Source organism: Pseudonocardia hierapolitana (genome assembly GCF_007994075.1).
GTDB lineage: Bacteria > Actinomycetota > Actinomycetes > Mycobacteriales > Pseudonocardiaceae > Pseudonocardia > Pseudonocardia hierapolitana.
Window position 1 is genome coordinate 3,942,147 of record NZ_VIWU01000001.1, and the last position, 20,965, is coordinate 3,963,111.

25 protein-coding genes and 1 tRNA gene are annotated in these 20,965 nt (G+C 72.7%); 12 read left to right on the forward strand and 14 right to left on the reverse strand.

What is annotated here, in order from left to right:
- Positions 1–88: 88 nt before the first annotated feature.
- The gene (locus FHX44_RS18830; RefSeq protein ID WP_147256986.1) at positions 89–520 is read right to left on the reverse strand and encodes a hypothetical protein; all 432 of its coding nucleotides are present in this window, start codon (positions 518–520) and stop codon (positions 89–91) included.
- A 7-nt stretch (positions 521–527) separates the two neighbouring features.
- On the opposite strand from FHX44_RS18830, the gene FHX44_RS18835 reads away from it, so the two are divergent.
- A complete protein-coding gene (locus FHX44_RS18835) occupies positions 528–914 on the forward strand; it encodes a hypothetical protein (protein WP_147256987.1) in 387 nt (128 codons plus the stop codon).
- A gap of 5 nt (positions 915–919) precedes the next feature.
- Here the strand turns inward: FHX44_RS18835 and radA are convergent, their stop codons facing one another.
- Together radA and FHX44_RS18845 are read right to left on the reverse strand one after the other, a co-directional pair.
- Positions 920–2,287 carry a DNA repair protein RadA gene (gene radA, locus FHX44_RS18840; protein ID WP_147256988.1) on the reverse strand — a complete coding sequence of 456 codons (1,368 nt, stop codon included), beginning with the start codon at positions 2,285–2,287 and terminating at the stop codon, positions 920–922.
- Between the two features lie 28 nt (positions 2,288–2,315).
- Positions 2,316–2,984, reverse strand: coding sequence for a copper chaperone PCu(A)C domain-containing protein (locus FHX44_RS18845; RefSeq protein WP_170308960.1), 669 nt, complete (start codon positions 2,982–2,984; stop codon positions 2,316–2,318).
- 297 nt (positions 2,985–3,281) lie between these two features.
- Between FHX44_RS18845 and FHX44_RS18850 the strand changes: the two genes are divergently transcribed.
- The 3 genes from FHX44_RS18850 to ispF are packed head-to-tail and all read left to right on the forward strand — an operon-like array spanning position 3,282 to position 4,926.
- Positions 3,282–3,773 (forward strand): CarD family transcriptional regulator, encoded by a 492-nt coding sequence (locus FHX44_RS18850; protein WP_075953662.1) that lies wholly within the window; start codon positions 3,282–3,284, stop codon positions 3,771–3,773.
- A gap of 35 nt (positions 3,774–3,808) precedes the next feature.
- On the forward strand, positions 3,809–4,462 hold the full coding sequence (locus FHX44_RS18855) for an IspD/TarI family cytidylyltransferase (RefSeq protein ID WP_147256990.1): 654 nt from the start codon (positions 3,809–3,811) through the stop codon (positions 4,460–4,462).
- Positions 4,459–4,926, forward strand: a complete 468-nt coding sequence (ispF, locus tag FHX44_RS18860; RefSeq protein ID WP_147256991.1) for a 2-C-methyl-D-erythritol 2,4-cyclodiphosphate synthase — start codon at positions 4,459–4,461, stop codon at positions 4,924–4,926. Before FHX44_RS18855 ends, ispF begins: the two co-directional genes overlap by 4 nt.
- Positions 4,927–4,989: 63 nt before the next feature.
- On the opposite strand, the gene FHX44_RS18865 is transcribed toward ispF, so the two are convergent.
- Positions 4,990–5,418: a VOC family protein gene (locus FHX44_RS18865; RefSeq protein WP_147256992.1), complete on the reverse strand. Its 429-nt coding sequence runs from the start codon at positions 5,416–5,418 to the stop codon at positions 4,990–4,992.
- Between the two features lie 93 nt (positions 5,419–5,511).
- Here FHX44_RS18865 and cysS point away from each other — a divergent pair, with 93 nt between their 5' ends.
- Positions 5,512–6,903, forward strand: a complete 1,392-nt coding sequence (gene cysS, locus FHX44_RS18870; protein ID WP_212612548.1) for a cysteine--tRNA ligase — start codon at positions 5,512–5,514, stop codon at positions 6,901–6,903.
- Positions 6,904–7,884, forward strand: coding sequence for a 23S rRNA (guanosine(2251)-2'-O)-methyltransferase RlmB (gene rlmB, locus FHX44_RS18875; protein WP_147256994.1), 981 nt, complete (start codon positions 6,904–6,906; stop codon positions 7,882–7,884). It begins immediately after the preceding gene.
- Positions 7,885–7,887: 3 nt separating this feature from the next.
- On the opposite strand, the gene FHX44_RS18880 is transcribed toward rlmB, so the two are convergent.
- The 3 genes from FHX44_RS18880 to FHX44_RS18890 are packed head-to-tail and all read right to left on the reverse strand — an operon-like array spanning position 7,888 to position 10,567.
- Positions 7,888–8,742 carry a metal ABC transporter permease gene (locus FHX44_RS18880; RefSeq protein WP_147256995.1) on the reverse strand — a complete coding sequence of 285 codons (855 nt, stop codon included), beginning with the start codon at positions 8,740–8,742 and terminating at the stop codon, positions 7,888–7,890.
- Positions 8,739–9,584, reverse strand: a complete 846-nt coding sequence (locus tag FHX44_RS18885; RefSeq protein ID WP_147256996.1) for a metal ABC transporter ATP-binding protein — start codon at positions 9,582–9,584, stop codon at positions 8,739–8,741. Before FHX44_RS18885 ends, FHX44_RS18880 begins: the two co-directional genes overlap by 4 nt.
- A 5-nt stretch (positions 9,585–9,589) precedes the next feature.
- Entirely contained in the window at positions 9,590–10,567 is a 978-nt protein-coding gene (locus tag FHX44_RS18890; RefSeq protein WP_147256997.1) for a metal ABC transporter solute-binding protein, Zn/Mn family, read from the reverse strand.
- Between the two features lie 133 nt (positions 10,568–10,700).
- Between FHX44_RS18890 and FHX44_RS18895 the strand changes: the two genes are divergently transcribed.
- On the forward strand, positions 10,701–11,804 hold the full coding sequence (locus tag FHX44_RS18895; protein WP_147256998.1) for a LacI family DNA-binding transcriptional regulator: 1,104 nt from the start codon (positions 10,701–10,703) through the stop codon (positions 11,802–11,804).
- A gap of 65 nt (positions 11,805–11,869) precedes the next feature.
- Here FHX44_RS18895 and FHX44_RS18900 read toward each other — a convergent pair whose 3' ends face one another.
- Complete coding sequence (locus tag FHX44_RS18900) at positions 11,870–12,430, reverse strand: TetR/AcrR family transcriptional regulator (RefSeq protein ID WP_147256999.1); 561 nt, start codon at positions 12,428–12,430, stop codon at positions 11,870–11,872.
- Positions 12,431–12,514: 84 nt separating this feature from the next.
- On the opposite strand from FHX44_RS18900, the gene FHX44_RS18905 reads away from it, so the two are divergent.
- Positions 12,515–12,868: a DUF3291 domain-containing protein gene (locus FHX44_RS18905; RefSeq protein WP_147257000.1), complete on the forward strand. Its 354-nt coding sequence runs from the start codon at positions 12,515–12,517 to the stop codon at positions 12,866–12,868.
- A 66-nt stretch (positions 12,869–12,934) separates the two neighbouring features.
- Here FHX44_RS18905 and FHX44_RS18910 read toward each other — a convergent pair whose 3' ends face one another.
- Positions 12,935–13,768: an enoyl-CoA hydratase/isomerase family protein gene (locus tag FHX44_RS18910; RefSeq protein ID WP_147261303.1), complete on the reverse strand. Its 834-nt coding sequence runs from the start codon at positions 13,766–13,768 to the stop codon at positions 12,935–12,937.
- Positions 13,769–13,890: 122 nt separating this feature from the next.
- Between FHX44_RS18910 and FHX44_RS18915 the strand changes: the two genes are divergently transcribed.
- Positions 13,891–14,277, forward strand: a complete 387-nt coding sequence (locus tag FHX44_RS18915) for a winged helix-turn-helix transcriptional regulator (protein WP_147257001.1) — start codon at positions 13,891–13,893, stop codon at positions 14,275–14,277.
- A gap of 10 nt (positions 14,278–14,287) precedes the next feature.
- Here the strand turns inward: FHX44_RS18915 and otsB are convergent, their stop codons facing one another.
- The 3 genes from otsB to FHX44_RS18930 form a co-directional block, all read right to left on the reverse strand.
- A complete protein-coding gene (gene otsB, locus FHX44_RS18920) occupies positions 14,288–15,043 on the reverse strand; it encodes a trehalose-phosphatase (protein ID WP_147257002.1) in 756 nt (251 codons plus the stop codon).
- Positions 15,044–15,045: 2 nt separating this feature from the next.
- Entirely contained in the window at positions 15,046–16,467 is a 1,422-nt protein-coding gene (locus FHX44_RS18925; RefSeq protein ID WP_147257003.1) for an alpha,alpha-trehalose-phosphate synthase (UDP-forming), read from the reverse strand.
- Positions 16,468–16,571: 104 nt separating this feature from the next.
- The gene (locus FHX44_RS18930; RefSeq protein ID WP_147257004.1) at positions 16,572–17,984 is read right to left on the reverse strand and encodes a threonine/serine exporter family protein; all 1,413 of its coding nucleotides are present in this window, start codon (positions 17,982–17,984) and stop codon (positions 16,572–16,574) included.
- Positions 17,985–18,081: 97 nt separating this feature from the next.
- Between FHX44_RS18930 and FHX44_RS18935 the strand changes: the two genes are divergently transcribed.
- Positions 18,082–18,156: transfer RNA gene (locus FHX44_RS18935), tRNA-Thr, on the forward strand.
- Positions 18,157–18,393: 237 nt separating this feature from the next.
- Positions 18,394–19,125, forward strand: coding sequence for a dienelactone hydrolase family protein (locus tag FHX44_RS18940; protein WP_147257005.1), 732 nt, complete (start codon positions 18,394–18,396; stop codon positions 19,123–19,125).
- Between the two features lie 117 nt (positions 19,126–19,242).
- Here the strand turns inward: FHX44_RS18940 and FHX44_RS18945 are convergent, their stop codons facing one another.
- Positions 19,243–19,773 (reverse strand): RICIN domain-containing protein, encoded by a 531-nt coding sequence (locus FHX44_RS18945; protein WP_147257006.1) that lies wholly within the window; start codon positions 19,771–19,773, stop codon positions 19,243–19,245.
- A gap of 402 nt (positions 19,774–20,175) precedes the next feature.
- Positions 20,176–20,391: a helix-turn-helix domain-containing protein gene (locus FHX44_RS18950; RefSeq protein ID WP_147257007.1), complete on the reverse strand. Its 216-nt coding sequence runs from the start codon at positions 20,389–20,391 to the stop codon at positions 20,176–20,178.
- A gap of 110 nt (positions 20,392–20,501) precedes the next feature.
- On the opposite strand from FHX44_RS18950, the gene FHX44_RS18955 reads away from it, so the two are divergent.
- Positions 20,502–20,795 carry a hypothetical protein gene (locus FHX44_RS18955; protein ID WP_147257008.1) on the forward strand — a complete coding sequence of 98 codons (294 nt, stop codon included), beginning with the start codon at positions 20,502–20,504 and terminating at the stop codon, positions 20,793–20,795.
- Positions 20,796–20,965 lie beyond the last annotated feature (170 nt).

Here is a 20,965-nt window from a genome sequence, read left to right on the forward strand (position 1 = left end):
GTGGCGTGCCCTGGTTCGCGACTCGTGGTAGTTGGCGATATACCCTGCGTGATGTGTGGGAGCCGGTGGGTCCGCTACCCGCGTCCGTCTATTGGAGACGGCGTTGGGTCGCCATCGCCTCTGCAGCCGCCGTGATCGTGCTGCTCACCTGGGGGGTCGCCGCCCTCACCAGCACGCCCGTAGAACCCGAGACCGTCCGCCCGGCCAGCCGTGCAGCCGTGTCCGCTCCCCAGGAGGCCTCCCCGCCCCCGGCCGCGCCGCTCGCCGCTGCGCTGCCCTCCTCAACTCCGCCCTCCACAGCGCAGCCCTCCACGGCGGCGCAGCCGGGGGCGGCGGGGTCCACGCCTCCGACGCCTGTCACCACCGAAGCAGGGCAGGCGCCACCCACCGGCGAGCAACCCGTCACGAACTCCGCGCCGCCGACGTCCCCGCTGCCGATGTCCTCGCTGCCGACGCCGGTGCCGTCCCCGCCGGCGCCGTCTCCGACACCCGCGCCGCCGCCCGAGCCGGTGCCGTGCACGAACGAGATGATCGCCGTCAAGGCCGAGGTGGACGGCGCCGAACACCGCGTCGGCGATCGGACGTTGCTGCGGCTGGTCGTCACCAACACCTCGGTGCAGCCGTGCGTGCGCGACCTCGACCCGGTCCGCCAGGAGATCGTCGTCTGGAGCGCGGACGGCGGCCTGCGGCTGTGGTCGAGCAATGACTGCTCATCGGCAAAGGGTGCTGACCTGCGCACGCTCGCTCCCGGTGAGCCCGTGGCGTTCTCCGTGCGCTGGGCGGGCCGCACCTCGGCCCCCGGCTGCCCGGCGCACCGCGAGACGGTGCCGGCGGGCGAGTACCGCCTGCTGACGAGGGTGGACGACGTGATCAGCCCACCCACGCAGTTCGTCCGGATCCCCTGGAGCCCCTGAGGCCCTCAGCGGATCGCGTCCAGGACCACGCCCACGTCGCGGACCTCCGTCAGGCGCATGCCATCGGGCGCCTTGCCGCTGTCGGGCGGGACCAGGGCGTGGGTGAAACCGAGGCGGGCGGCCTCGGCCAGCCGTCGTTCGATGCCCGCGACGCGGCGTACCTCGCCCGCGAGGCCGAGCTCGCCGAGCACGACGACGTCGGCCGGGAGGGCGACGTCGCGGCGCGCCGAGGTGATCGCCAGTGCGAGCGCGAGGTCGGCGGCCGGCTCGACCACGCGCATGCCGCCGACGGTGGCGGCGTACACCTCGGCGTCGTGCAGCCGGACGCCCGCCCGCTTCTCGAGCACGGCGAGCAGCATCGCGACGCGGGCGCTGTCGAGGCCGCTGACGGCGCGGCGCGGGCTGGGGATGTCCTTGCCCGTCACGAGGGCCTGCAGCTCGGCGGGCAGCGGCCTGCGGCCGTCCATGACCACGGTGACCGCCGTGCCGGGCACCGGCGGCCCGCCGAAGCGGGCGAGGAAGAGCCCCGACGGGTCGGGCATGCCGACGATGCCCGAGTCGCGCATCTCGAAGCAGCCGACCTCGTCGGCGGGGCCGAAGCGGTTCTTGACGCCGCGCACCATCCGCAGCGTCGAGTGCTTGTCGCCCTCGAACGCCAGCACGACGTCGACGACGTGCTCCAGCACGCGTGGACCGGCGATGCCGCCGTCCTTTGTGACATGTCCCACGAGCAGCACGGGCAGCCCGCGCTCCTTGGCCAGCGCGGTGAGGGACACCGTGACCGCTCGGGTCTGGGTGACCCCGCCCGGGGCGCCGTCCGCGTCGCCGGTCGACATCGTCTGCACGGAGTCGACGATCAGCAGGTCCGGGCGGAGCTCGTCGATGTGGCCGACGATGGCGCCGAGGTCGGACTCGGCGGCGAGGTACAGCTCGTCGTGCACGGCGCCGGTGCGCTCGGCGCGCAGCCGCACCTGGCCCGCCGACTCCTCGCCCGTGACGTACAGCACGCGCCCGGTCCGCGCGGCCTGCGCGGCCACCTCGAGCAACAGCGTCGACTTGCCCACGCCCGGCTCCCCGGCCAGCAGGACGACCGCGCCGGGCACGAGCCCGCCGCCCAGCACCCGGTCCAGCTCGGACACGCCGGTGGCCCGGGCGCGCGCCGAGTCGAGCGCGACGTCGGCGATCCGCCGGGCCGGTGCGGTCGGCGCCCCTGCGGCGACGCGCTGCCGCGGCCGGGCGGCGGCGACCGGCGCGGCCTCCTCGAGGGTGCCCCACGCCTGGCAGGTGGGGCAGCGGCCGACCCACTGCGCGGCCTGGTGCCCGCACTCCGCGCAGCGGTAGCCACCGCGGGCCGTGCGGGTGCGCGGGGTCATGCGCGCCTGGTGGTTCCGACCGGAACCACTAGTGCGCCGCGTCCTCGCGGAGCGTCTCCGGGTTGGCGACCGGCACGTCGAAGCGCACCTCGCCCGCGCGCTCGAACGTGAGGATGAGCGGGTAGGTCAGCCCCGCCTGGACGTCCTCGCGCAGCCCGGTGAGCACGATGTGCCCGGCCCCGGACTCACCCTCGGCAGCCGACGGCTGCGCGGCGGGAGCGGGCTCCGCGGCTGCGGGCGCGCTCGTGGGTGGCGCGGGAGCGGCCGTCTGGCTCGGCGTGGCCCCGGGAGTGGCGGGCGGCGCACCCTCCGCGGGTGCTGGCGCGGCAGCGGGTGCGCCCTCGATCGTGAGGGCCTGTCCGCCCGGGATGCGCAGGACGCCGCTGATCTCCACCGACGAGGCCACCGGGCTGCTGGCGGCCACCAGGCGGTCCAGCTCGGCGCCCGTGTTGACGATGACCATCTGCAACGGCGCGCTGCCGCCGACCGGGTAGATCGCGGCACCGTGGGCCGGCTCGTCGAACTCGATCATCGCGTTGCGGACCGAGATCTGGTTCGAGGTCGCGTTGGCTCCCTCGACGGCTGCGACCTGGCGGCTCGTCTGCGTGATCTGCCCGGCACCGCAGCCGGCGACCGCGACGGCCGCGATCAGGGCGCCGATGACGAGTTGTGCTCGGTTCCGGCGGGGGTCGCTCACCTGTGTGACGTCCTTCCTCATTGCCGGGCACCGCGCCGCACGGGGGCCGGCGCCGCGACGGGTGCGGGCGCCGAGTGCCCGCAGTGATCGCAGGGTGGTCGCCGGGTGCGACCTCCTCGAAGCCTAACGCCACGGGTAGCAGTGCTGGTCGCGGTCCCCTCGCCCGGTCGGGTGCACGCGCACCTGCACGTTTCGTCGCCATTGTCAATCCCCTGACCTGCGACGACAGTGCACACCGGGGAGCGAAGGCGGGTTCGGGCGTGTTAACCTGGAGGCAGCGAAAGGGGCAGAGGACACATGGTTTTCAAGGTCGGAGAGACCGTCGTCTACCCGCACCACGGTGCCGCTCTCATCGAGGCCATCGAGACTCGGACGATCAAGGGCGAGGAGCGCAAGTATCTCGTCCTCAAGGTCGCGCAGGGTGATCTCACGGTGCGTGTTCCCGCCGAGAACGCCGAGGTGGTCGGCGTCCGCGACGTGGTGGGACAAGAAGGTCTGGATCGGGTGTTCGAGGTGCTCCGCGCCCCGCACACCGAGGAGCCGACCAACTGGTCGCGCCGGTACAAGGCCAATCTCGAGAAGCTCGCCTCTGGTGATGTGAACAAGGTCGCCGAGGTCGTTCGCGACCTCTGGCGCCGGGAGAAGGACCGCGGCCTGTCCGCGGGCGAGAAGCGCATGCTGGCGAAGGCCCGGCAGATCCTCGTGAGCGAGCTGGCGCTCGCCGAGGGCACCGACGAGGAGCGGGCCGAGGTCCTGCTCGACGAGGTGCTGGCCACCGCCACCGCCTGAGCGCGGTAGCCCTGCCTCTCTCCGACGACCGTCCGATGCACCTTGTCGCGGTGGTCGTGGCCCGGTCCGCGCATGCCCTGACGCCCGTTGCCGGCGTTCCCATGGTTGCGCGGGCCGTGCGTGCGCTGCTGAACGGCGTGCCGGTCCAGCGGGTCAGCGTTGCCGCGGCTGAAGCGCTGCACCCGGAGATCCGACGTGTCTGCGCAGGCATGCCCGTCGACGTGGGGTCGCCTGCGGTCCGGGCACACACCGTCCAACGACGGGATGAGACGGGAAGTGACGATGTCGCCACTGCAAGTGGTGGCGACATCGTGCTGCTGCACGACGCCTGCCGGCCGCTGGCTCCCGGCGAGCTCGCCGCGGCCGTCGTCGAGGCGGTTCGCGGTGATCACGCCATGGCCGTACCCGCGCTGCCCCTCACCGACACGGTGAAGTCGGTGGATGATCGCGGCGCCGTCACCGGCACCCCCGACCGTGCGACCCTGCGCGTCCTGCAGACCCCGATGGCCGTGCGTGCCCGGATGCTGCCGGCAGACGCCTGTGACGACCCCCTGGACGCGGTTCGCCGGCATGCGGCGGCGGGGGGCGAGGTGTGGACGGTCACCGGGCACCCGGCTGCCTTCGCCGTGCGCAGTGAGTGGGACCTGGAGCTCGCCGAGCTGATCGCGAACGGGAGGATCCGGCTGTGAGGGTCGGGATCGGCACGGACGTGCACCCCGTTGCTCCGGGCCGCGAGTGCTGGATCGCCGGGCTGCGCTGGGACGGCGTGGACGGTTGTGCCGGCCACTCCGACGGCGACGTCGCCGCACACGCCCTGTGCGACGCGTTGCTCTCCGCTGCCGGGCTCGGCGACGTCGGGGCGGTGTTCGGCACCGGGCGTCCCGAGTGGGCGGGTGCGAGCGGGCTCTCCCTGCTCGGCGAGGTGCGCAGGCTCGTCGCCGCGGAGGGCTGGCGGGTCGGCAACGCCGCGGTCCAGGTCATCGGCAACCGGCCGAAGATCGGCACCCGCCGCGACGAGGCCCAACAGGTGCTCTCCGACGCGGTGGGCGGCCCGGTGTCGGTCTCCGGCACCACCACCGACGGCCTGGGGCTCACGGGCCGCGGCGAGGGCATCGCCGCGATCGCCACCGCGCTGCTGTTGGCCGGGCACTGAGGCCAGGAAAGCCACTTTCCTGGCCTGCAAGGCCCTGAATGTGGCTTTCCTGAACCACCCGCGTCAGCCCACGCGTTCCTGGATCTGCTCCGGCGTGAGGTCCTCGCTGTGCTGGGCGATCAGCCACTGGTGGCCGAACGGGTCACGCAGGCGGCCGCCGTAGCTGTAGCCGCGGTCGGCGATCGGGAAGATCACCGTCGCGCCCGCGCCGAGCATGCGTTCGGCCACGGCGTCCGCGTCGGACACGTCGAGCGACATGATCACCGGGATGCCGTTGTCAACGTTTTCGCTCGTGGGCGCCGGGTCGCCGTCGCCCGCGTCCTTGACGGCGAAGCGGGCCGGGCCCGCCTCGACCATCGCGTGCACGACGCGGCCGTCCGGGCCGGTGTAGCGCTCGGTGACGGTGCCGCCGAGCGCGCGGGCGTAGAAGTCGAGCGCGGCGTCGGCGCCCTCGACGACGAGCCGCGGGTAGAGGGCCGTGATCTCACTCATACCGACCATCGTGGCGGGGCCGCGGGCGCCCGTCGTGGACGAAACGGAACACCGCGCGCGATGCACGCCACACCGGCTCCGTACCCTGGTGTCGTGAGCCTTCGCCTGCACGACACCGCCACCAGGATGCAGAGGGACTTCGTCCCCCTGCGGGCCGGGGCTGCGTCGATGTACGTGTGTGGGGCCACCGTGCAGGGTCTGCCGCACATCGGGCACGTGCGCTCCAGCCTGAACTACGACGTGCTGCGCCGCTGGCTCGCCCACGGCGGGCTGGACGTCGCGCTGGTCCGCAACGTCACCGACATCGACGACAAGATCCTGCGCAAGTCAGCGGAGGCCGGCCGGCCGTGGTGGGAGTGGGCCGCCACCCACGAGCGGGCGTTCTCGGCCGCCTACGACGCGCTGGGTTGCCTCCCCGCTTCTGTGGAGCCGCGCGCCACGGGGCACGTCACGCAGATGGTCGAGCTGATCGAGCGCCTGGTCGAGCGGGGCAACGCCTATCCGGCGGGCGGCGACGTCTACTTCGCGGTGCGCTCGTTCCCGACCTACGGCGAGTTGTCGCACCAGAAGGTGGACGACGTCGCGCAGGGCGAGGGGGACATCGGCGCCAAGCGCGATGCGCAGGACTTCACGCTGTGGAAGGCCGCGAAGCCCGGTGAGCCGTCGTGGCCCACGCCGTGGGGCCGCGGGCGTCCCGGCTGGCACCTGGAGTGCTCGGCCATGGCCACCTTCTACCTCGGCCCGGAGTTCGACATCCACGGCGGCGGTCTCGACCTGGTGTTCCCGCACCACGAGAACGAGCGTGCGCAGTCCAACGCGGCGGGCGACCCGTTCGCCCGGTACTGGCTGCACAACGCGTGGGTCACCATGGGCGGCGAGAAGATGTCAAAGTCGCTGGGCAACACGCTCTCGATCGAGGCGTTGCTGCAGCGCGTGCGGGGCGTGGAGCTGCGCTACTACCTGGTCGGGCCGCACTACCGTTCGTCCATCGAGTACTCCGACACCGCGCTGCAGGAGGCGGTGGCCGCGTACCGGCGCATCGAGTCGTTCGTGCACCGCGTGCGGGAGCGGGTGGGCACCCCCGAGCTGGGGACGGTGTCGCCGGAGTTCACGGCGGCGATGGACGACGACCTCGGCACCCCGGCCGCGCTCGCCGCCATCCACGGTGCCGTCCGGGAGGGCAACGCGGCCCTCGACGGTGGTGACCGGCCCTCGGCGCTGGCCGCCGCCGGTTCCGTGCGGGCGATGACGGGCCTGCTCGGGCTCGACCCGCTCGACCCGCACTGGGCCGAGGCCGACCGCTCGGCCGACATCGCCACCGGTGCGCTCTCCGCGCTCGTCGAGGAGCTCCTCGCCCAGCGCCAGGAGGCGCGCGCCCGCCGCGACTTCGCTGCAGCCGACGATGTGCGCAACCGCCTCACCGCCGCGGGGATCGCCGTGGAGGACTCCCCCGATGGCCCCACCTGGTCACTGAAGGACGGATAGATGGCCGGCAATTCCAAACGCCGCGGAGCGATGCGCAAGGAGGGCACCAAGAAGGGGATGGTCGTCGGCTCCGGTGGCCAGCGGCGACGCGCGCTGCAGGGCAAGGGCCCCACGCCGCCCGCGGAGATGCGGCCCGGTCACCCGGCTGCCCGGCGGGCCGCTCGCGCCGCCAACGCAAAGACGAAGCAGGGTGGCCGCGCGGCCGACCGGCGCCGTCCCGGCGACGGCGAGACCCCGGAGACCGTGCTCGGCCGCAACCCCGTGGTCGAGTGCCTGCGCGCCGGGGTGCCTGCCACCGCGCTGCACGTGGCGCTGGGTACGAATGCCGACGAGCGGGTGGCCGAGGCCGTCCAGCTGGCGGCCGACCGCGGCATCTCGATCCTCGAGGTCCCGCGCGCCGATCTCGACCGGATCACCGGCGGGGCGCTGCACCAGGGCCTCGCGCTGCAGGTGCCGCCGTACGCCTATGCACACCCCGACGAGCTGCTGGAGGCCGCGAGCGAGGCGGCCGAGCCGGGCCTGATCGTGGCGCTCGACGGCGTCACCGACCCGCGCAACCTCGGCGCCGTCGTGCGTTCGGTCGGGGCGTTCGGGGGCCACGGTGTCGTCGTGCCGCAGCGGCGGGCCGCCGGCATGACGGCCGTCGCGTGGCGCACCTCGGCCGGTACGGCCGCCCGCGTCCCGGTGGCCCGCGCCACCAACCTCACCCGCACGCTGCGGGAGTACGCCACGGCCGGGTTCATGGTCGCCGGGCTCGACGCGGAGGGCTCGGTGTCGCTCGACGACTTCGAGCTGGCCGCCGACCCGCTCGTGCTCGTGGTCGGTTCGGAGGGCAAGGGCCTGTCGCGGCTGGTCAAGCAGACCTGCGACGTCACGGTCTCGATCCCGCTGGCCGGGCAGGTCGAGTCGCTGAACGCATCGGTGGCCGCGGGCGTGGTGCTCGCCGAGGTGGCCCGCCAGCGCCGCATCCGAGGCGCCTGAGAGTCAGACGACGACGGCGGCCCGGCGCCTGCGGCCGACCAGCCGGCAGGCCACGTAGATCAGGAACGCGATCGCGGCCACGTAGCCGGAGATCGGCAGGCCGGGGGCGAGGGAGAGCAGGATTCCGCCGAGCAGGGCGGTCTCGGCGAAGACGACCGCCAGGACGGTCGCCACCACCGGGTTGGCCGTCACGCGCGCGGCCGCGGCTCCGGGTGTGATCATCACCGTGAGCACCAGGATCGCGCCGACGATCGGCACAACCAGCGCCGTGGTGAGCCCGACCAGTACCGCGAACACCAGCGACAGCATGCGCACCGGTACGCCGCGGGCGAGTGCGACATCGGGATCCACGCTGGCGAACAGCAGCGGTCGGTACAGCACGGCCAGCGCGCCGATCACGATCACCGACACGGTGCCCAGCACCGTGATGTTCGTGGTGTCGACGGCCACGATGGACCCGGTGAGCAGCCCGAACTTGTTCGATGCGCGCCCGGGGTAGAGCGCGAGCATCAGGACCCCAAGGCCGAGGCCGAAGGCGAGCACCACGCCGATCACCGAGTCGCGCTCGCGCTGGCGCAATCCGAGGAAGCCGAACACGAGCGCCGCCACCACCGCCCCGGCGACCGCGCCGAACTCCACACCGATGCCGGTGAGGAGCGCAGCCGCCCCACCCGTGAAGGAGAGCTCCGCGGTGCCGTGCACGGCGAAGGACATCCCGCGGGAGACGATCAGCGGAGCCAGCACGCCCGCCACCAGCCCGAGCACGGCGCAGGCGATCAGGGCGGACTGCACGAAGGGCACGTCGAGCAGCTCGCCGATGCCCTCGAACGAGAACAGCCTGCCGAGGAGTTCGGTCACGCCGACTCCTCGTGGCAGTGCTCGCCGTGGTCCTCGGCCCCGACGACGACCAGCCGCCCGCGCACCCGTAGGACGTCGACCCGGGTGCGGTAGAGCTCCGACAGCACCTCGGAGGTCATGACCTCCTCGGGCGGGCCGATGCGGAACCGGCCGTTCACGAGGTAGAGCACGCGGTCGACGAGCGGGAGCACGGGGTTGATCTCGTGCGTCACGAACAGCACGGCCGTGCCGGCGGCCCGGCGCCGCTCGTCGATGAGCCGGGTGACCGTGCGCTGGTGGGACAGGTCGAGCGAGAGCAGTGGCTCGTCGCACAGCAGTACGTCCGGGCCGCCGACCAGGGCCTGCGCCACGCGCAGCCGCTGCTGCTCGCCGCCGGAGAGCCGCCCGACCGGCGCGTCGGCGTACGCGCTGCCCCCGACGGCGGCGAGGGCGGCGGCCACCCGCTCGCGGCGCTCCCGCCGGCCGCGGAAACCGATGCCGAAACGGTGGCCGTCGAGCCCGAGCCCGACGAGGTCGCGGCCGCGCAGCGGCAGGTCGGGGTCGAGGGCCTTCTGCTGAGGGACGTAACCGATGCTCGGGCTCCCGCGACGTGGTGGCCGGCCCGCGATCCGCACCTCACCGGCCGTGAGGGGGAGCAGTCCGAGCAGGACGCGCACGAGCGTGGTCTTTCCGGAGCCGTTGGGGCCGAGGACCGTCACGAACTCGCCGGGGGCGACGTCGAGGTCGAGCCCGTCCCACAGCGTGCGCTCACCGAAGCTCACGCGCGCCCCGCGCAGCGACACCGCGGGCGCGGCGACGGGCAGCGCCGAGACGTCCGTGGGTGTGGTGGGAGGGGCGGCCATGGGCGTCAGCTTCCGGGCGAGGGCGTACCGAGGGCGCCGGCGAGGGCGTCGATCTGGCCGCCCATCCAGTCGACGTAGTCCCCTGAGCCCTCGGGAAGGGTCTCGGTCATCTCGACGACAGGCACCCCTGCAGTCTGCGCCGCCTCCCGCACCTGATCGGTACTGGGGGTCTCGGTCTGCGCGTTGACGACGAGCGCGCGCACCGGGTCGCCGGAGAACAGGGCGAGCGTCTCCTGGAGCACGGCGGCGGGCGGGTCGGTGTCCTCCTCGATCGCCTCCGTGAACTCGTGCGGTGTGACGTCGGTGAGCCCGGCCGTCTCCACGAGGTGGCCCGGCACCGGCTCGGTGACGGCGATGCGGGCCCCGGGCTGCGCCTTGCCGATGGCCTCGGCCCGGGTGATCAGCTCGGCCACCCGCGCGTTGAAGGCCTCGGCGTTGGCCGTGAACTCGGCGGCGTCGGCCGGGTCGGCGGCGCCGAGATCGGCGGCGATCTGCGTCGCGACCTTCTGCACGGTGGGGAGGCTGTACCAGAAGTGCTCGTTGAACTCGCCGTGCTCGTGCCCGTGCTCCTCGCCCTCGGGCTCTCCCTCGGCGTGCTGCTCCTCCGCGGGCACCAGGCCGGAGACCGCGGCCACGTCGACCACGGTCGGGTTGGTCCCGGAGGACTCCACGAGCCGCGTCAGGAAGTCGTCGTAGCCGCCGCCGTTGACGACGACGAGCCGGGCCTTCGCGACGGCCGCGGCATCCGCGGGCGTGCTCTCGTACGAGTGGGGGTCGGCGGCGGGATCGTCGATCAGCGAGTCGACGTTCACGTGGTCCCCGCCCACGGCCTCGACGATGCTGCCGTAGACGTTCGTGGAGGCGACGACGGGCAGCGCCGTGTCCTCGGCGGGTGGAGCGGCGGCGGGCGTTTCGGTGCCGGAGCCGCAGCCCGCGACGGTGAGCACGGCGAGCGCGGCGACGGCTGCGCGACGGAACGGCATGGCGAGTGCACTCCCCGGGATCGATCGAATTGATAACCGTTGTCGATTCACTGTAGCCGTTCGGGCGTCGCCGGATCGGAGGGCCGTGTCACACGACTTTCCCGGCGAGTGTCTGAACCGTTACGGTTCGACGATGGCCGGGCCTCCCAACGTCCGCCGTCCCGCGACTCTCGCCTCGCTCGCTGCCGAACTCGGTGTCTCGCGGACGACGGTCTCGAACGCCTACAACCGTCCTGACCAGCTCTCTGCGCCCTTGCGCGCCCGTGTGCTCGAGGCGGCGCGAAGGCTGGGTTACCCGGGGCCGGACCCGGTCGCACGATCCCTGCGCACCCGCAAGGCGGGTGCCGTCGGCCTGCTGCTCACCGAGGCGCTGTCCTACGCGTTCCGCGACCCTGCCGCCACCGGGTTCCTCGAAGGGCTCGCGCTCGCGTGCGAGCAGGCGGGTCAGGGGCTGTTGCTGGTCCCGGTCAGTCCCGACCAGGCGGATGTCACGGCCGTGCACCAGGCGGGCGTCGACGGGTTCGTCGTCTACTCCGTGCGGGAGGACGACCCGCACTTCCTCGCCGTGCTCGAACGCCCGGTCCCCACGGTCGTGTGCGACCAGCCGATGGGAGTTGAGGGCGTCGACCGGGTCGGCGTCGACGACAGGGCGGGGATGCTCGCGCTCACGCGGCACCTCACCGGCCTCGGTCACCGCCGGGTCGGCGTGCTCTGCATGCGCCTCGCGGCCGGCCACAACGACGGTCCGGCCAGCCCGGAGCGGCAGGCGAACGCCACCTACCCGGTGCAGCGCGACCGGCTCTCCGGCATCCGGGACGGGCTCGCCGAAGTCGGTGTCGACTGGGCGGACGTGCCGGTGCACGAGCGCTTCGAGCACAGCGTCGACGCGGGCAAGGACGCGGCCGGTGCGCTGCTCGCGGCCCATCCCGACGTCACCGCGCTGATCTGCACCTCCGACATCCTCGCCCTCGGCGCGCTGCGCCACGGCGCCGAGCGCGGCCTGGCCGTGCCCGACCAGCTCACGATCACCGGCTTCGACGGGGTGCCCGAGGCCGAGCGCGCCGGGCTCACGACCGTGCGCCAGCCCGTGCTGGAGAAGGGACGCGTGGCAGGCGAGCTGCTCCTGGAGCGTGGCGACCGCAACCGGCCGCGCCGGGTGACCCTGCCCACCGAGCTGATCGTCGGCATGACGAGCGCCCGCCCGCGGGTGGAGGAGCGCTTCTTCTCGGGTTGGTGACGCCTCTGTTTCCGACGAACGGCGCGTTCGTCGGATAGGTACCGACGAGCGCGCCGTTCGTCGGATCAGGGCGGGGGGCGGAGGCGGGCCGTCACCGCGCGCGCCACCTCGGCCACGTCCGCATCGGCCTTCAGCGGCACCGCGCCTTCCAGGATCAGGGCGGCCAGGCCGTGCACCAGGGACCACGCGGCAAGCGCCGTGGTGTCGGCGTCGCGCGTGCTGCCGGCCTCGAACCGCTGCACGCCGGATCGCATCTCGGCACGCGCCCGCGACATGGCGGCCTCCAGCTCGGGGTCGTCGGCGCGGGCCAGGCCGGGCGCCCGCATCACGGCGAAGTGGGCCGGGTGCGACGTGGCGAACACGACGTAGGCGACGCCGAGCTCGGCGAACTCGCCCTCGTTCGCGGCCGCCTCCCGCAGCGCGTCGGCGAGCAGCGACCACCCCTCGGCGGCGAGCGCCGTGAGCAGGGCGGTCTTGTCGGGGAAGTGGTGGGTCGGGGCGGCGTGCGAGACGCCGGCGCGGCGCGCGACGTCACGCAGGCTCAGCGCGGCCGGGCCCTGCTCCCCGATGGCCTCGAGCGCGGTGTCGAGCAGGGCGCGGCGCAGGTCACCGTGGTGGTAGGGCACGCCAACACCCTACCGCAGGTCTTGCCATTGACAAGATGCGCGGCCGAAGGCATCTTGTCAGCGACAAGACCGAAGGAGCGTGCCGTGCCCACCCTGCCCTGGATCCCCGCCGCGCAGGCCGCGCCCACGAGCGAGGTGGTCGTGATGGCCTCCCGCTTCCGCGTGCGCGGCCTCCGCCACGTCCTGCTGTTCTTCATCGACTCCATGCGCGTGCTCGCGCAGATGCGCAAGGCCGACGGCGCGGTCGGGGTCTCGCTGGTCGCCCACCCGCTGCGCCGCGAGTTCGCCACGCTCAGCGCATGGCGCGACCGGGCGGCGCTGGACGCCGCCGTGCGCGGCGAACCGCACCGATCGGTGATGCGTCGCCAGCGCGCGGCGATGGCCGACTCGGCGTTCCGGTTCTGGACGACGCCCGCCGAATCCCTCCCGCTGACCTGAAAGGAAGCCGACCGGCGCCTGGCGACCGCCGACCCCGCGTGATCGTCGCGTGGGTGTCTCCGCTGATCAGCCGGCCAGCCCGCGGAGCAATCCCTCCAGATCCCGTTCGCCGTCGCGAGTCTGGGCGCCGTGCGACAGTCCGCCCCGGATCAACCGCTCGGCCGCGGGTCGAACGACCTGGCCTGCCCAGGCGTCGTGTTCTCGCAGCAAGCCCTCCGACAGGTCGTCCGGAAGGATGGCGCGCTTGGCCGCGGCGACGACTCCCTCGGGCAGTGCGGCGATGTTGCGGGCGAGTCGGTCGACAACGTCGTCGAGCTCTTCGGCGGGGACGGCCCGGTTGACCCAGCCGTAGCGCTCGGCGGTCTCCGCGTCGTACAGGTCGGCCCCGAGCACCACCTCCAGAGCACGGTGCCGGCCAACCCGACCGGCGAGGTACTGGGTGCCTCCGCCGCCGGGGACGATGCCCATGAGGGCCTCGATCTGGCCGAGCCCGGCGCGGCCGATCGCTGCGAAAGCCATGTCCGCGGCCACGACGAACTCCGCCCCTCCGCCCCGCGCCAGGCCTGCGAGCTTGACGATCGTCACCTGCGGCTGGTGCCGCAACTGTTCCCCGAGGGCTTGGAAGACGTTGACGCCTTCTGGTGCGTCGGCCGCGAGCTCGTCGAAGGCGTCCGGCGCGTCGACGAGGGACATGTCGACATGGGCGATGAAGAAGTCCGGGTCGGCGCTGTCGAACACGATCACCCGGACCGACTCGTCGTCCCGCAGCGCCCTCAGCAGATCCATGAGGTCGGACATGAGGGCGACATCCAGGACGTTGACGGGCGGGTTGTCGAGGGTGACCCGGACGATGCCGGCCTCGCGGCTCACCCGCAGGGTCGCAAAGGCGCCGTCGTGCATGAAGATCTCCGATCCGTACCAGGCAGGCATCTAGGTTCCCGATGTATACCTAGACTGTGGCGGCGGACGATCAACGTCAATAACGCACTTTCGGCATCGCAAGGATCGCGGAGGATACCGACATGGCTGTTCCCGGCCCGGACACCGGCATCGTCTACCGGGCCGACTGCCCCAGCCGCCCGATCCTCGACCAGATCGCCGACAAGTGGTCGATGATGGTGATGGCCGTCCTCGACAGACCCCGCCGGTTCAACGACATCAAGCGCCGCCTCGAGGGCGTGACCCAGCGGGTCCTGACACAGACCCTGCGCCGCCTGGAACGCAACGGCATGATCGAGCGGCACGTGCTGCCCACCTCACCGGTCGGGGTCGAGTACTCGCTCACCTCGCTCGGCGAATCCCTGCGGGAGCCGTTCGGTCATCTGTACGACTGGACCGTCGGCCACGCCGACGAGATCCAGGAGTGCCAGCAGAACTACGACCGGCGTCTTCGTGCTGAACGGCCGTAGTTCCCCGTGATCAGGATCCGGAGCGGCGGGCCTCGACCAGCTGCTGCAGCAGCGTGGTGATGTCGGGTGGTGCGTCCACCCGGTGCTGCGCGGCCGTGTCGCCGGGGCCGACCTTCACACCCACGTCGCCGGGCCGCAGCCGGGCGAACGCCGTCTCGTCGGTGACGTCGTCGCCTGCGAACAGCACGGCATCGGCCGCCTCGCGCTCGCGCAGCAGGTCGAGCGCCGCGCCCTTGTCCATCCGCGCGACGGACAGGTCGAGCACCGCCTTGCCCGGGGTGGCCTCGATCCCGTCCCAGGTGGCCGGGCCGGCCCGCACGGCGTCGAGCACGCGGGTGCCCACCTCGGGCGGCGCGTTCCGGACGTGCACGGCCACGCCGGCGGGTTTCGCCTCCAGCGTGACCCCCGGCTGCCCGCCGACGAGCTCTCGCAGCTCGGCCGCCAGGTGATCGAGACGCGCGCGTTGCTCCTCGTCGAGCAGGGCGGAGCCGTCGTCGTCGAACTCGCTGCCGTGGCTGCCGATCAGTCGGACCGGGCTGCCGAAGCCGGAGACGGCGGCCAGGTCGGCCCGGCCGCGGCCGGACAGCAGCGCGACGGTGGTGTCGGGCAGGGCCACCAGCTCCTCGATCGCCGCCGCGCTCTCCGGGAGCGGCCGCGCGTCCGACGGGACGGAGACGATCGGGGCGAGCACCCCGTCGAAGTCCAGGGCCACGATCAGCCGGGGAACGCGGGCGAGCGCCTGCACGGCCCCGTGGAGGTCGGTCATCGTCACGCCTTGTCGCTGGGCGGGAGCCCGAGCGCGTCGAGGAAGGTGCGCGCCCACCGGTCGACGTCGTGGTTCAGCACCTGGCGGCGCAGCGCCCGCATCCGCCTGCGGCCCTCGTCCGGATCCAGGGTGAGGGCGTTGTGGAGCGCGTTCTTGACACCGTCGGTGTCGTGCGGGTTGACCAGCAGCGCGTCCTTGAGCTCGAGGGCGGCGCCGGCGAACTCCGACAGCACCAGGGCGCCGCCGTTGTCGTGGCGGCACGCCACGTACTCCTTGGCGACGAGGTTCATCCCGTCGCGGAGCGGGGTGACGAGCATGACGTCGGCCGCCACGAAGAATGCGACCAGCTCCTCCCGTGGCAGCGACTGGTGCAGGTAGTGCACCGCGGGGTGCCCGACCCGCGCGTACTCGCCGTTGATGCGGCCGACGGCCTGCTCGATGTCGTTGCGCATCTTCTGGTAGTGCTCGACGCGCTCGCGGCTCGGCGTGGCCAGCTGGATCATCACGGTGTCCTCGGGACTGATCCGGCCCTCCACGAGCAGCTCCTCGAAGGCCCGCAGCCGGACGTCGATGCCCTTGGTGTAGTCCAGCCGGTCGACGCCGAGGACGACGCGCTTCGGGTCGCCGAGGTCGGCGCGGATCTGCTTCGCCCGCTCCAGCACCTCGGGGCTGCGCGACATCCGGTCGAGGTTGGCGGAGTCGATCGAGATCGGGAACGCCCCGAGCTTGACCGTGCGGTCGCCGACGACGACCTCGGTGCGCCCGTGGCCAGGGCTCGCGCCGGCGAGCCTCGTGGCCAACCAGCGGAAGTTGCGGGCGCCGCCGGGGGTGTGGAAGCCGACGAGGTCGGCGCCGAGGAGACCCTCCACGATGCGCCTGCGCCACGGGAGCTGCATGAACAGCTCGGTGGGCGGGAAGGGGATGTGCAGGAAGAACCCGATCCGCAGATCGGGGCGCAGCTCGCGCAGCGCCGCCGGGAGCAGCTGGAGCTGGTAGTCCTGCACCCAGACCGTGGCACCCTTCGCCGCGACCCGCGCCACGACCTCCGCGAACCGCTGGTTGACCCGCACGTACGTCTGCCACCAGTGGCGGTGGAACGCGGGCGGGGCGACCACGTCGTGGTAGAGCGGCCAGAGCGTGCCGTTCGAGAAGCCCTCGTAGTACTCCTCGACCTCCTGCGCCGCCAGGCGCACGGGGTGCAGGTGCAGGCCGTCCTCGACGAGCGGCTCGACGTCGGCGTCGGCCAGGCCCGGCCAGCCCACCCACGCGCCGTCGCGGCTGCGCAGCATCGGTTCGAGAGCCGTGACGAGGCCACCCGGGCTGCGCTTCCAACGCTGGGAGCCGTCGGGCAGCTTCTCCAGGTCGACCGGTAGCCGGTTGGCCACGACCACGAAATCGGCGGACTGCGCGGTGCCGGACGGCATGTTCCTCCTCGTGCGACCTGAGCGAGCTTGCGAGCGAAGCAATGTCACAGCGCATCGCGAAGCGCCGGCCGAGCGCAGCGAGGCCGTGCACTGAGCACATGAGCCTACTGCCGCTCGGCCTCCGATGGCGCCGTTTCGACGATGGTGGGTATGGCGGGACGGCGCGGTCGCGCCACGAAGTCGCCGAACGCGACGCCCGCGGCCAGTGCGAGCCCGATGCCGAGCGCGACCGTGACGGTGACCAGGCCGTCGGCCAGACCCTCGACGGCGAGCTGGTAGAAGCCGCGGTAGGCGGTGAATCCCGGCAGCAGCGGGGTGATGCCGGCGAGCGTGACGACGAGCGGTGAGATGCCTCCGGCCCTGCGCAGCAGCCCTGTCGCGATCCCCACCACGACCGCGGCCGCGCCGGTGGCCGCGACCGGCCCGACCGCCAGGACCTGGGTGAGCGCCCCGTACGTGCCCCAGCCGGCCGCGCCGGCCAGACCCGCGGCGAGCAGCGGCCGCCACCGCGCGTAACCGGCCAGCGAGAAGGATGCCGCCGCCAGCGCCGCGGCCAGCAGGGAGAGGCTGAACCGGCCCGCGCCGGTGGGCAGCTCGCCTGCCACCTCGAGCGCGACCCCGAACGTGAACCCGATCTTCAGCGCGAGCACGACGCCGGTGAGCAGGCCCGCGGAGAGCAGCGCGATCTCCATCACCCGGCCCGCGGACGTGACGTAGTAGCTCGAGATCGCGTCCTGCACCGTGCCGACGACCGACAGGCCCGACAGCAACACCGTGATGCTCGCCGCCACCACGAGCGATGGTCGGGTGCCCGGCGGGATCACGCCCGCCGCGAACAGCGCCAGCGTGGCGCCGGTGGCGACCAGCCCGCCGACCACCTGCCGGAAGAACGAGGGCAGCCCCCAGCGGTTGAGCAGCCGGCCGAGCCGGTCGATGAGACCGGTGACGAGGAACGCCGCCAGGGCGGTGATCGGCGCGGCGCCGAGGAGGAGCGCGACGGACGCGGCGAGCCCGGCCCAGCCGGCCGTGGCGACCCATCGCGGGTACGGGTGCGGGGCGCTGACCGCCTCGGAGAGCGCGGCCGACGCCGACTCCACGTCGAGCTCGGCCCGCTCCACCCGCTGGACGATCTCGGCGACCTCCTCCAGCCGCGTCAGGTCGAGCGCGCGATAGCGGACCAGCCGCATGGACGTGACCGGCGCAGCCGCCATGCCCCGGTGGCAGCACATGCTGATCGAGCTGAACGTGATGTCGACGTCGACGGCCGAGAGCCCGGCCGTCGAGGCCAGCCGGATCATCGTCTGCGTCGTCTCGTCCACGCTCTCGCCGCTCGAGAGCAGCACCTCGCCCACGCGCATGCACAGGTCGAGCACCTGCTGCACGCGCGCGTCGTCCGGCACGCTGGGACCGAGCGGCCGCATCAGCTGCATCGTGGGCGGCCCGGCGTGCAGCAGGCCGTGCGCCTCGCGGCGGAGGGCGGTGCGGACCCGGCGGGTGAACCGTTCGCCTGGCGTCATCCGGGGACCGCACCCCCGGTTGCGGCGATCGACTGCGGCATGCCGCCCAGGGTAGGTGGGGCTCACGATCGCGCGACTAGGATGGCGGCGGTAACCGGCCGGTGTAGCTCAGTGGTAGAGCAACCGCCTTGTAAGCGGTAGGTCGTCGGTTCGATCCCGACCTCCGGCTCCACAGCCCTCTGCTGGGGCAGGGGCTACGCCCGGCCCGCAATCGGCGCGCGGGGTCCTGGTGACCACGCCCAGGGTTCGTCGAAGAGGGCGACGCCGTTTCCCGCGCCGAGTGACCGCAGCAGGCAGGCTGAGCGCGTGGGTATGGCGCCCCCGTTCCGGCCATCGTCGCTGCCCGCGCTCTTCCGCCGGCGGTGAACACGCGCCCGGCCGGGCTCGACGATCAGTACCGTCCGGACCCATGACGACGGTCACGACGCGCACGGTCGAGTACCCGGCCGATGGCATGACGATGATCGGGCACCTCGCGCTCCCCGCCGGTGTCGACCGCCGGCCCGCGGTCCTGCTCGGGCCCGAGGGGACGGGGATCGACGACGTCCAGCGCCGACGGGCCGACGCCCTCGCTGAGCTGGGATACGTGGCACTGGCCTTCGACATCCACGGCGGGCGCTGGTTCACCGACCCTCAGGAGATGTTGGCGCGCTGCATGCCGCTGCTCGCCGACCCCGATCGGATGCGGGGCATCGGCCACGCGGCACTCGACGTGCTGTGTGCCGAACCGCGGACCGACCCCGACCGGATCGCCGCCATCGGCTACGGCACCGGGGGAGCCATCGCGCTGGAACTCGGGCGTGACGGCGTCGAGCTGCGCGCGATCGCGACGGTCAACGGGCTGATCACGGGCCGACCGGGCGAAGCGGCGCGCATCCGCTGCCCGGTGTGGGCCGGGGTCGGGTCGGAGGACCCCATCCAGCCGCCCGCGCAACGGGACGCGTTCGCTGCCGAGATGCAGGCCGCCGGCGTCGACTGGCGCATGGTCGTCTACGGCGGCGCTCTGCACGCTTTTCACCACCCGATGACGCGGACCGACCAGACTCTGCTCCCCGGCGTCGGCCACCACCCGCGGCACGCCCAGCGGGCCTGGCGCGACGTCGTCGCGCTGCTCGCCGAGTGCCTGCCCGTTTCGGAGTGAGCCGGCGCAGCTCGAATCCAGCCATCCGAGATGGGCCGGCACGCTGCGCTCGGCCCCTCGTCCTGCGGGCGACCGTCGGGGCGCACCGTCGAGCCCTCGACAGCCGTGTCGGTCAGATCAGCCCTCCCGGAACAGTTGGTTCTCGGTGCCGCTGAGCTGCTGCAGGTTGAGGTTGTTGAAGCTGGTGATCGCGAGACCCTTCGGCTTGCCGAAGTAGGTCGTGTAGCTCTCGTGTCCACCGGGTTGGGGCGTGATGCGCCACTCGTTGTGCGCGCGGTTCGTCAGGTTGCACTCGCCCATGGTGACCTTGCTGATCAGCGACGACTGCTGTGGCGCGAAGACGCAGCGTCCGCTGGCGACGTTCTCGAGTCGCACGATAGAGCCGTCGACCGTGCGATAGTCCTTGATCCACTTCTCGTCGTCGCTGTTGTTCCGGAAACCCAGGGTCAAGGTGCCGAAGCTGTCTTCCAGGACCTGGCCCTGCTTGTTGATCAAGGTGACCACCCGGTCCGGCGGAACCTGGTTGGCGCCGGGCGTGGTCATCGCGGCCGAGGCGGCGCCCGCCGCGGGACTGAGCAAGGCGGACCCGGCGAGCGCGGACGCGGCGAGGAACTTGGCGATCAACCGACTGCGCCGATTGGCGAGCATCGTGATTCCCTCCGGTGGTGCGAGCAGCCCGGTGCGGCTCGCTGGTCACCAGATTCGCCGGGAACGTCCCATCCGTCCGTCGGGCCGCTGACGTGGCGCGTGTCCTCGTCGCGACACACCCCGCTTCGGTGCCGCACGCCCGCATCCGCAGGCAACCCGTCCGGCTGCGACGCTGCCGCGAGAGGACGTCCGGACGTCGGCGACAGCTGATCGTTCCGAGATCCGGCTCGTCGCCCTCGATGGGGCGATTCTCGTACCGTCGGACTGATCGATCATTCCGAGCTTCGCCCGGCAGCCCTTCCGAGGGCGATTCACGGCGGCCGGATCGATCACCATCGCCGGCTCGTGGTGAACCGGTTGGACGCACCGCTGCGAGCCCCAAGACCGACCGACCCTCGCCGCTCAGTCCGCGTCCGGCCGCTTCCTGGGCTGCCCGAGCTGCTTGAGGACGTCGTCCAGGTCGAAGCGGAACTGCCCGCCCGGGGTCACGGCGGTCGGGGTGATCCGGCCGCTGCGCACCCACTCCTGAACGGTCTTGGGGTGGACCTGGAGGTGCCGAGCGAGGTCCCGCGTCGTGATGAGCGGGCGTCGTCCGCGGTCGCCGGTCCCTCCTGTCACGCTTCGACGCTAGGTCGAAGGCCTTGCCGTTGATAGTTGCTCCAGCTCACTCAGGGTTTAATCGGGTTGTTCACTACCGTGTACTCCCGAATGTTCGATACCCTCTATCCATGGCGTTCTGGATGACCGAGCTACCGGGGGGCGGGTTCGCGATGGGTGAGGCACCGGACGAGGCGGAGGCGCGGCTGCAGATCACGCGTCAGCAGGGGCGGGCGTCGGTGACGTTCCACGAGCGCAGCGGGCGGTACCGGTGGACGGTGGTGTTGGACGAGGGGAAGTCCTCGCACGGGTGGGCGGAGACGGAGGAGGAGGGGTGGTGGTTCGTGAAGGAGGCGGTGAACCGGCCGTTCCGCGGGACGCACCACCGGAAGCCCCGCGGCCTCTGGACCCTGCCTCCCGGATAGCGCCGGGCCGCGGCGCGCACTAACGCTCCGGCCCCGCGAGCCGATCATCCTCTCGAGTGATCTTGCGCTGCCGCGCTCCCCGTCCCACGAGAGGTCTCGAGGTTGCACGAGTACGCAGAGATGCCCGAGCGCACCTCGTGACGGTGCTGGAGATCGCAGGGTTCGTCGCT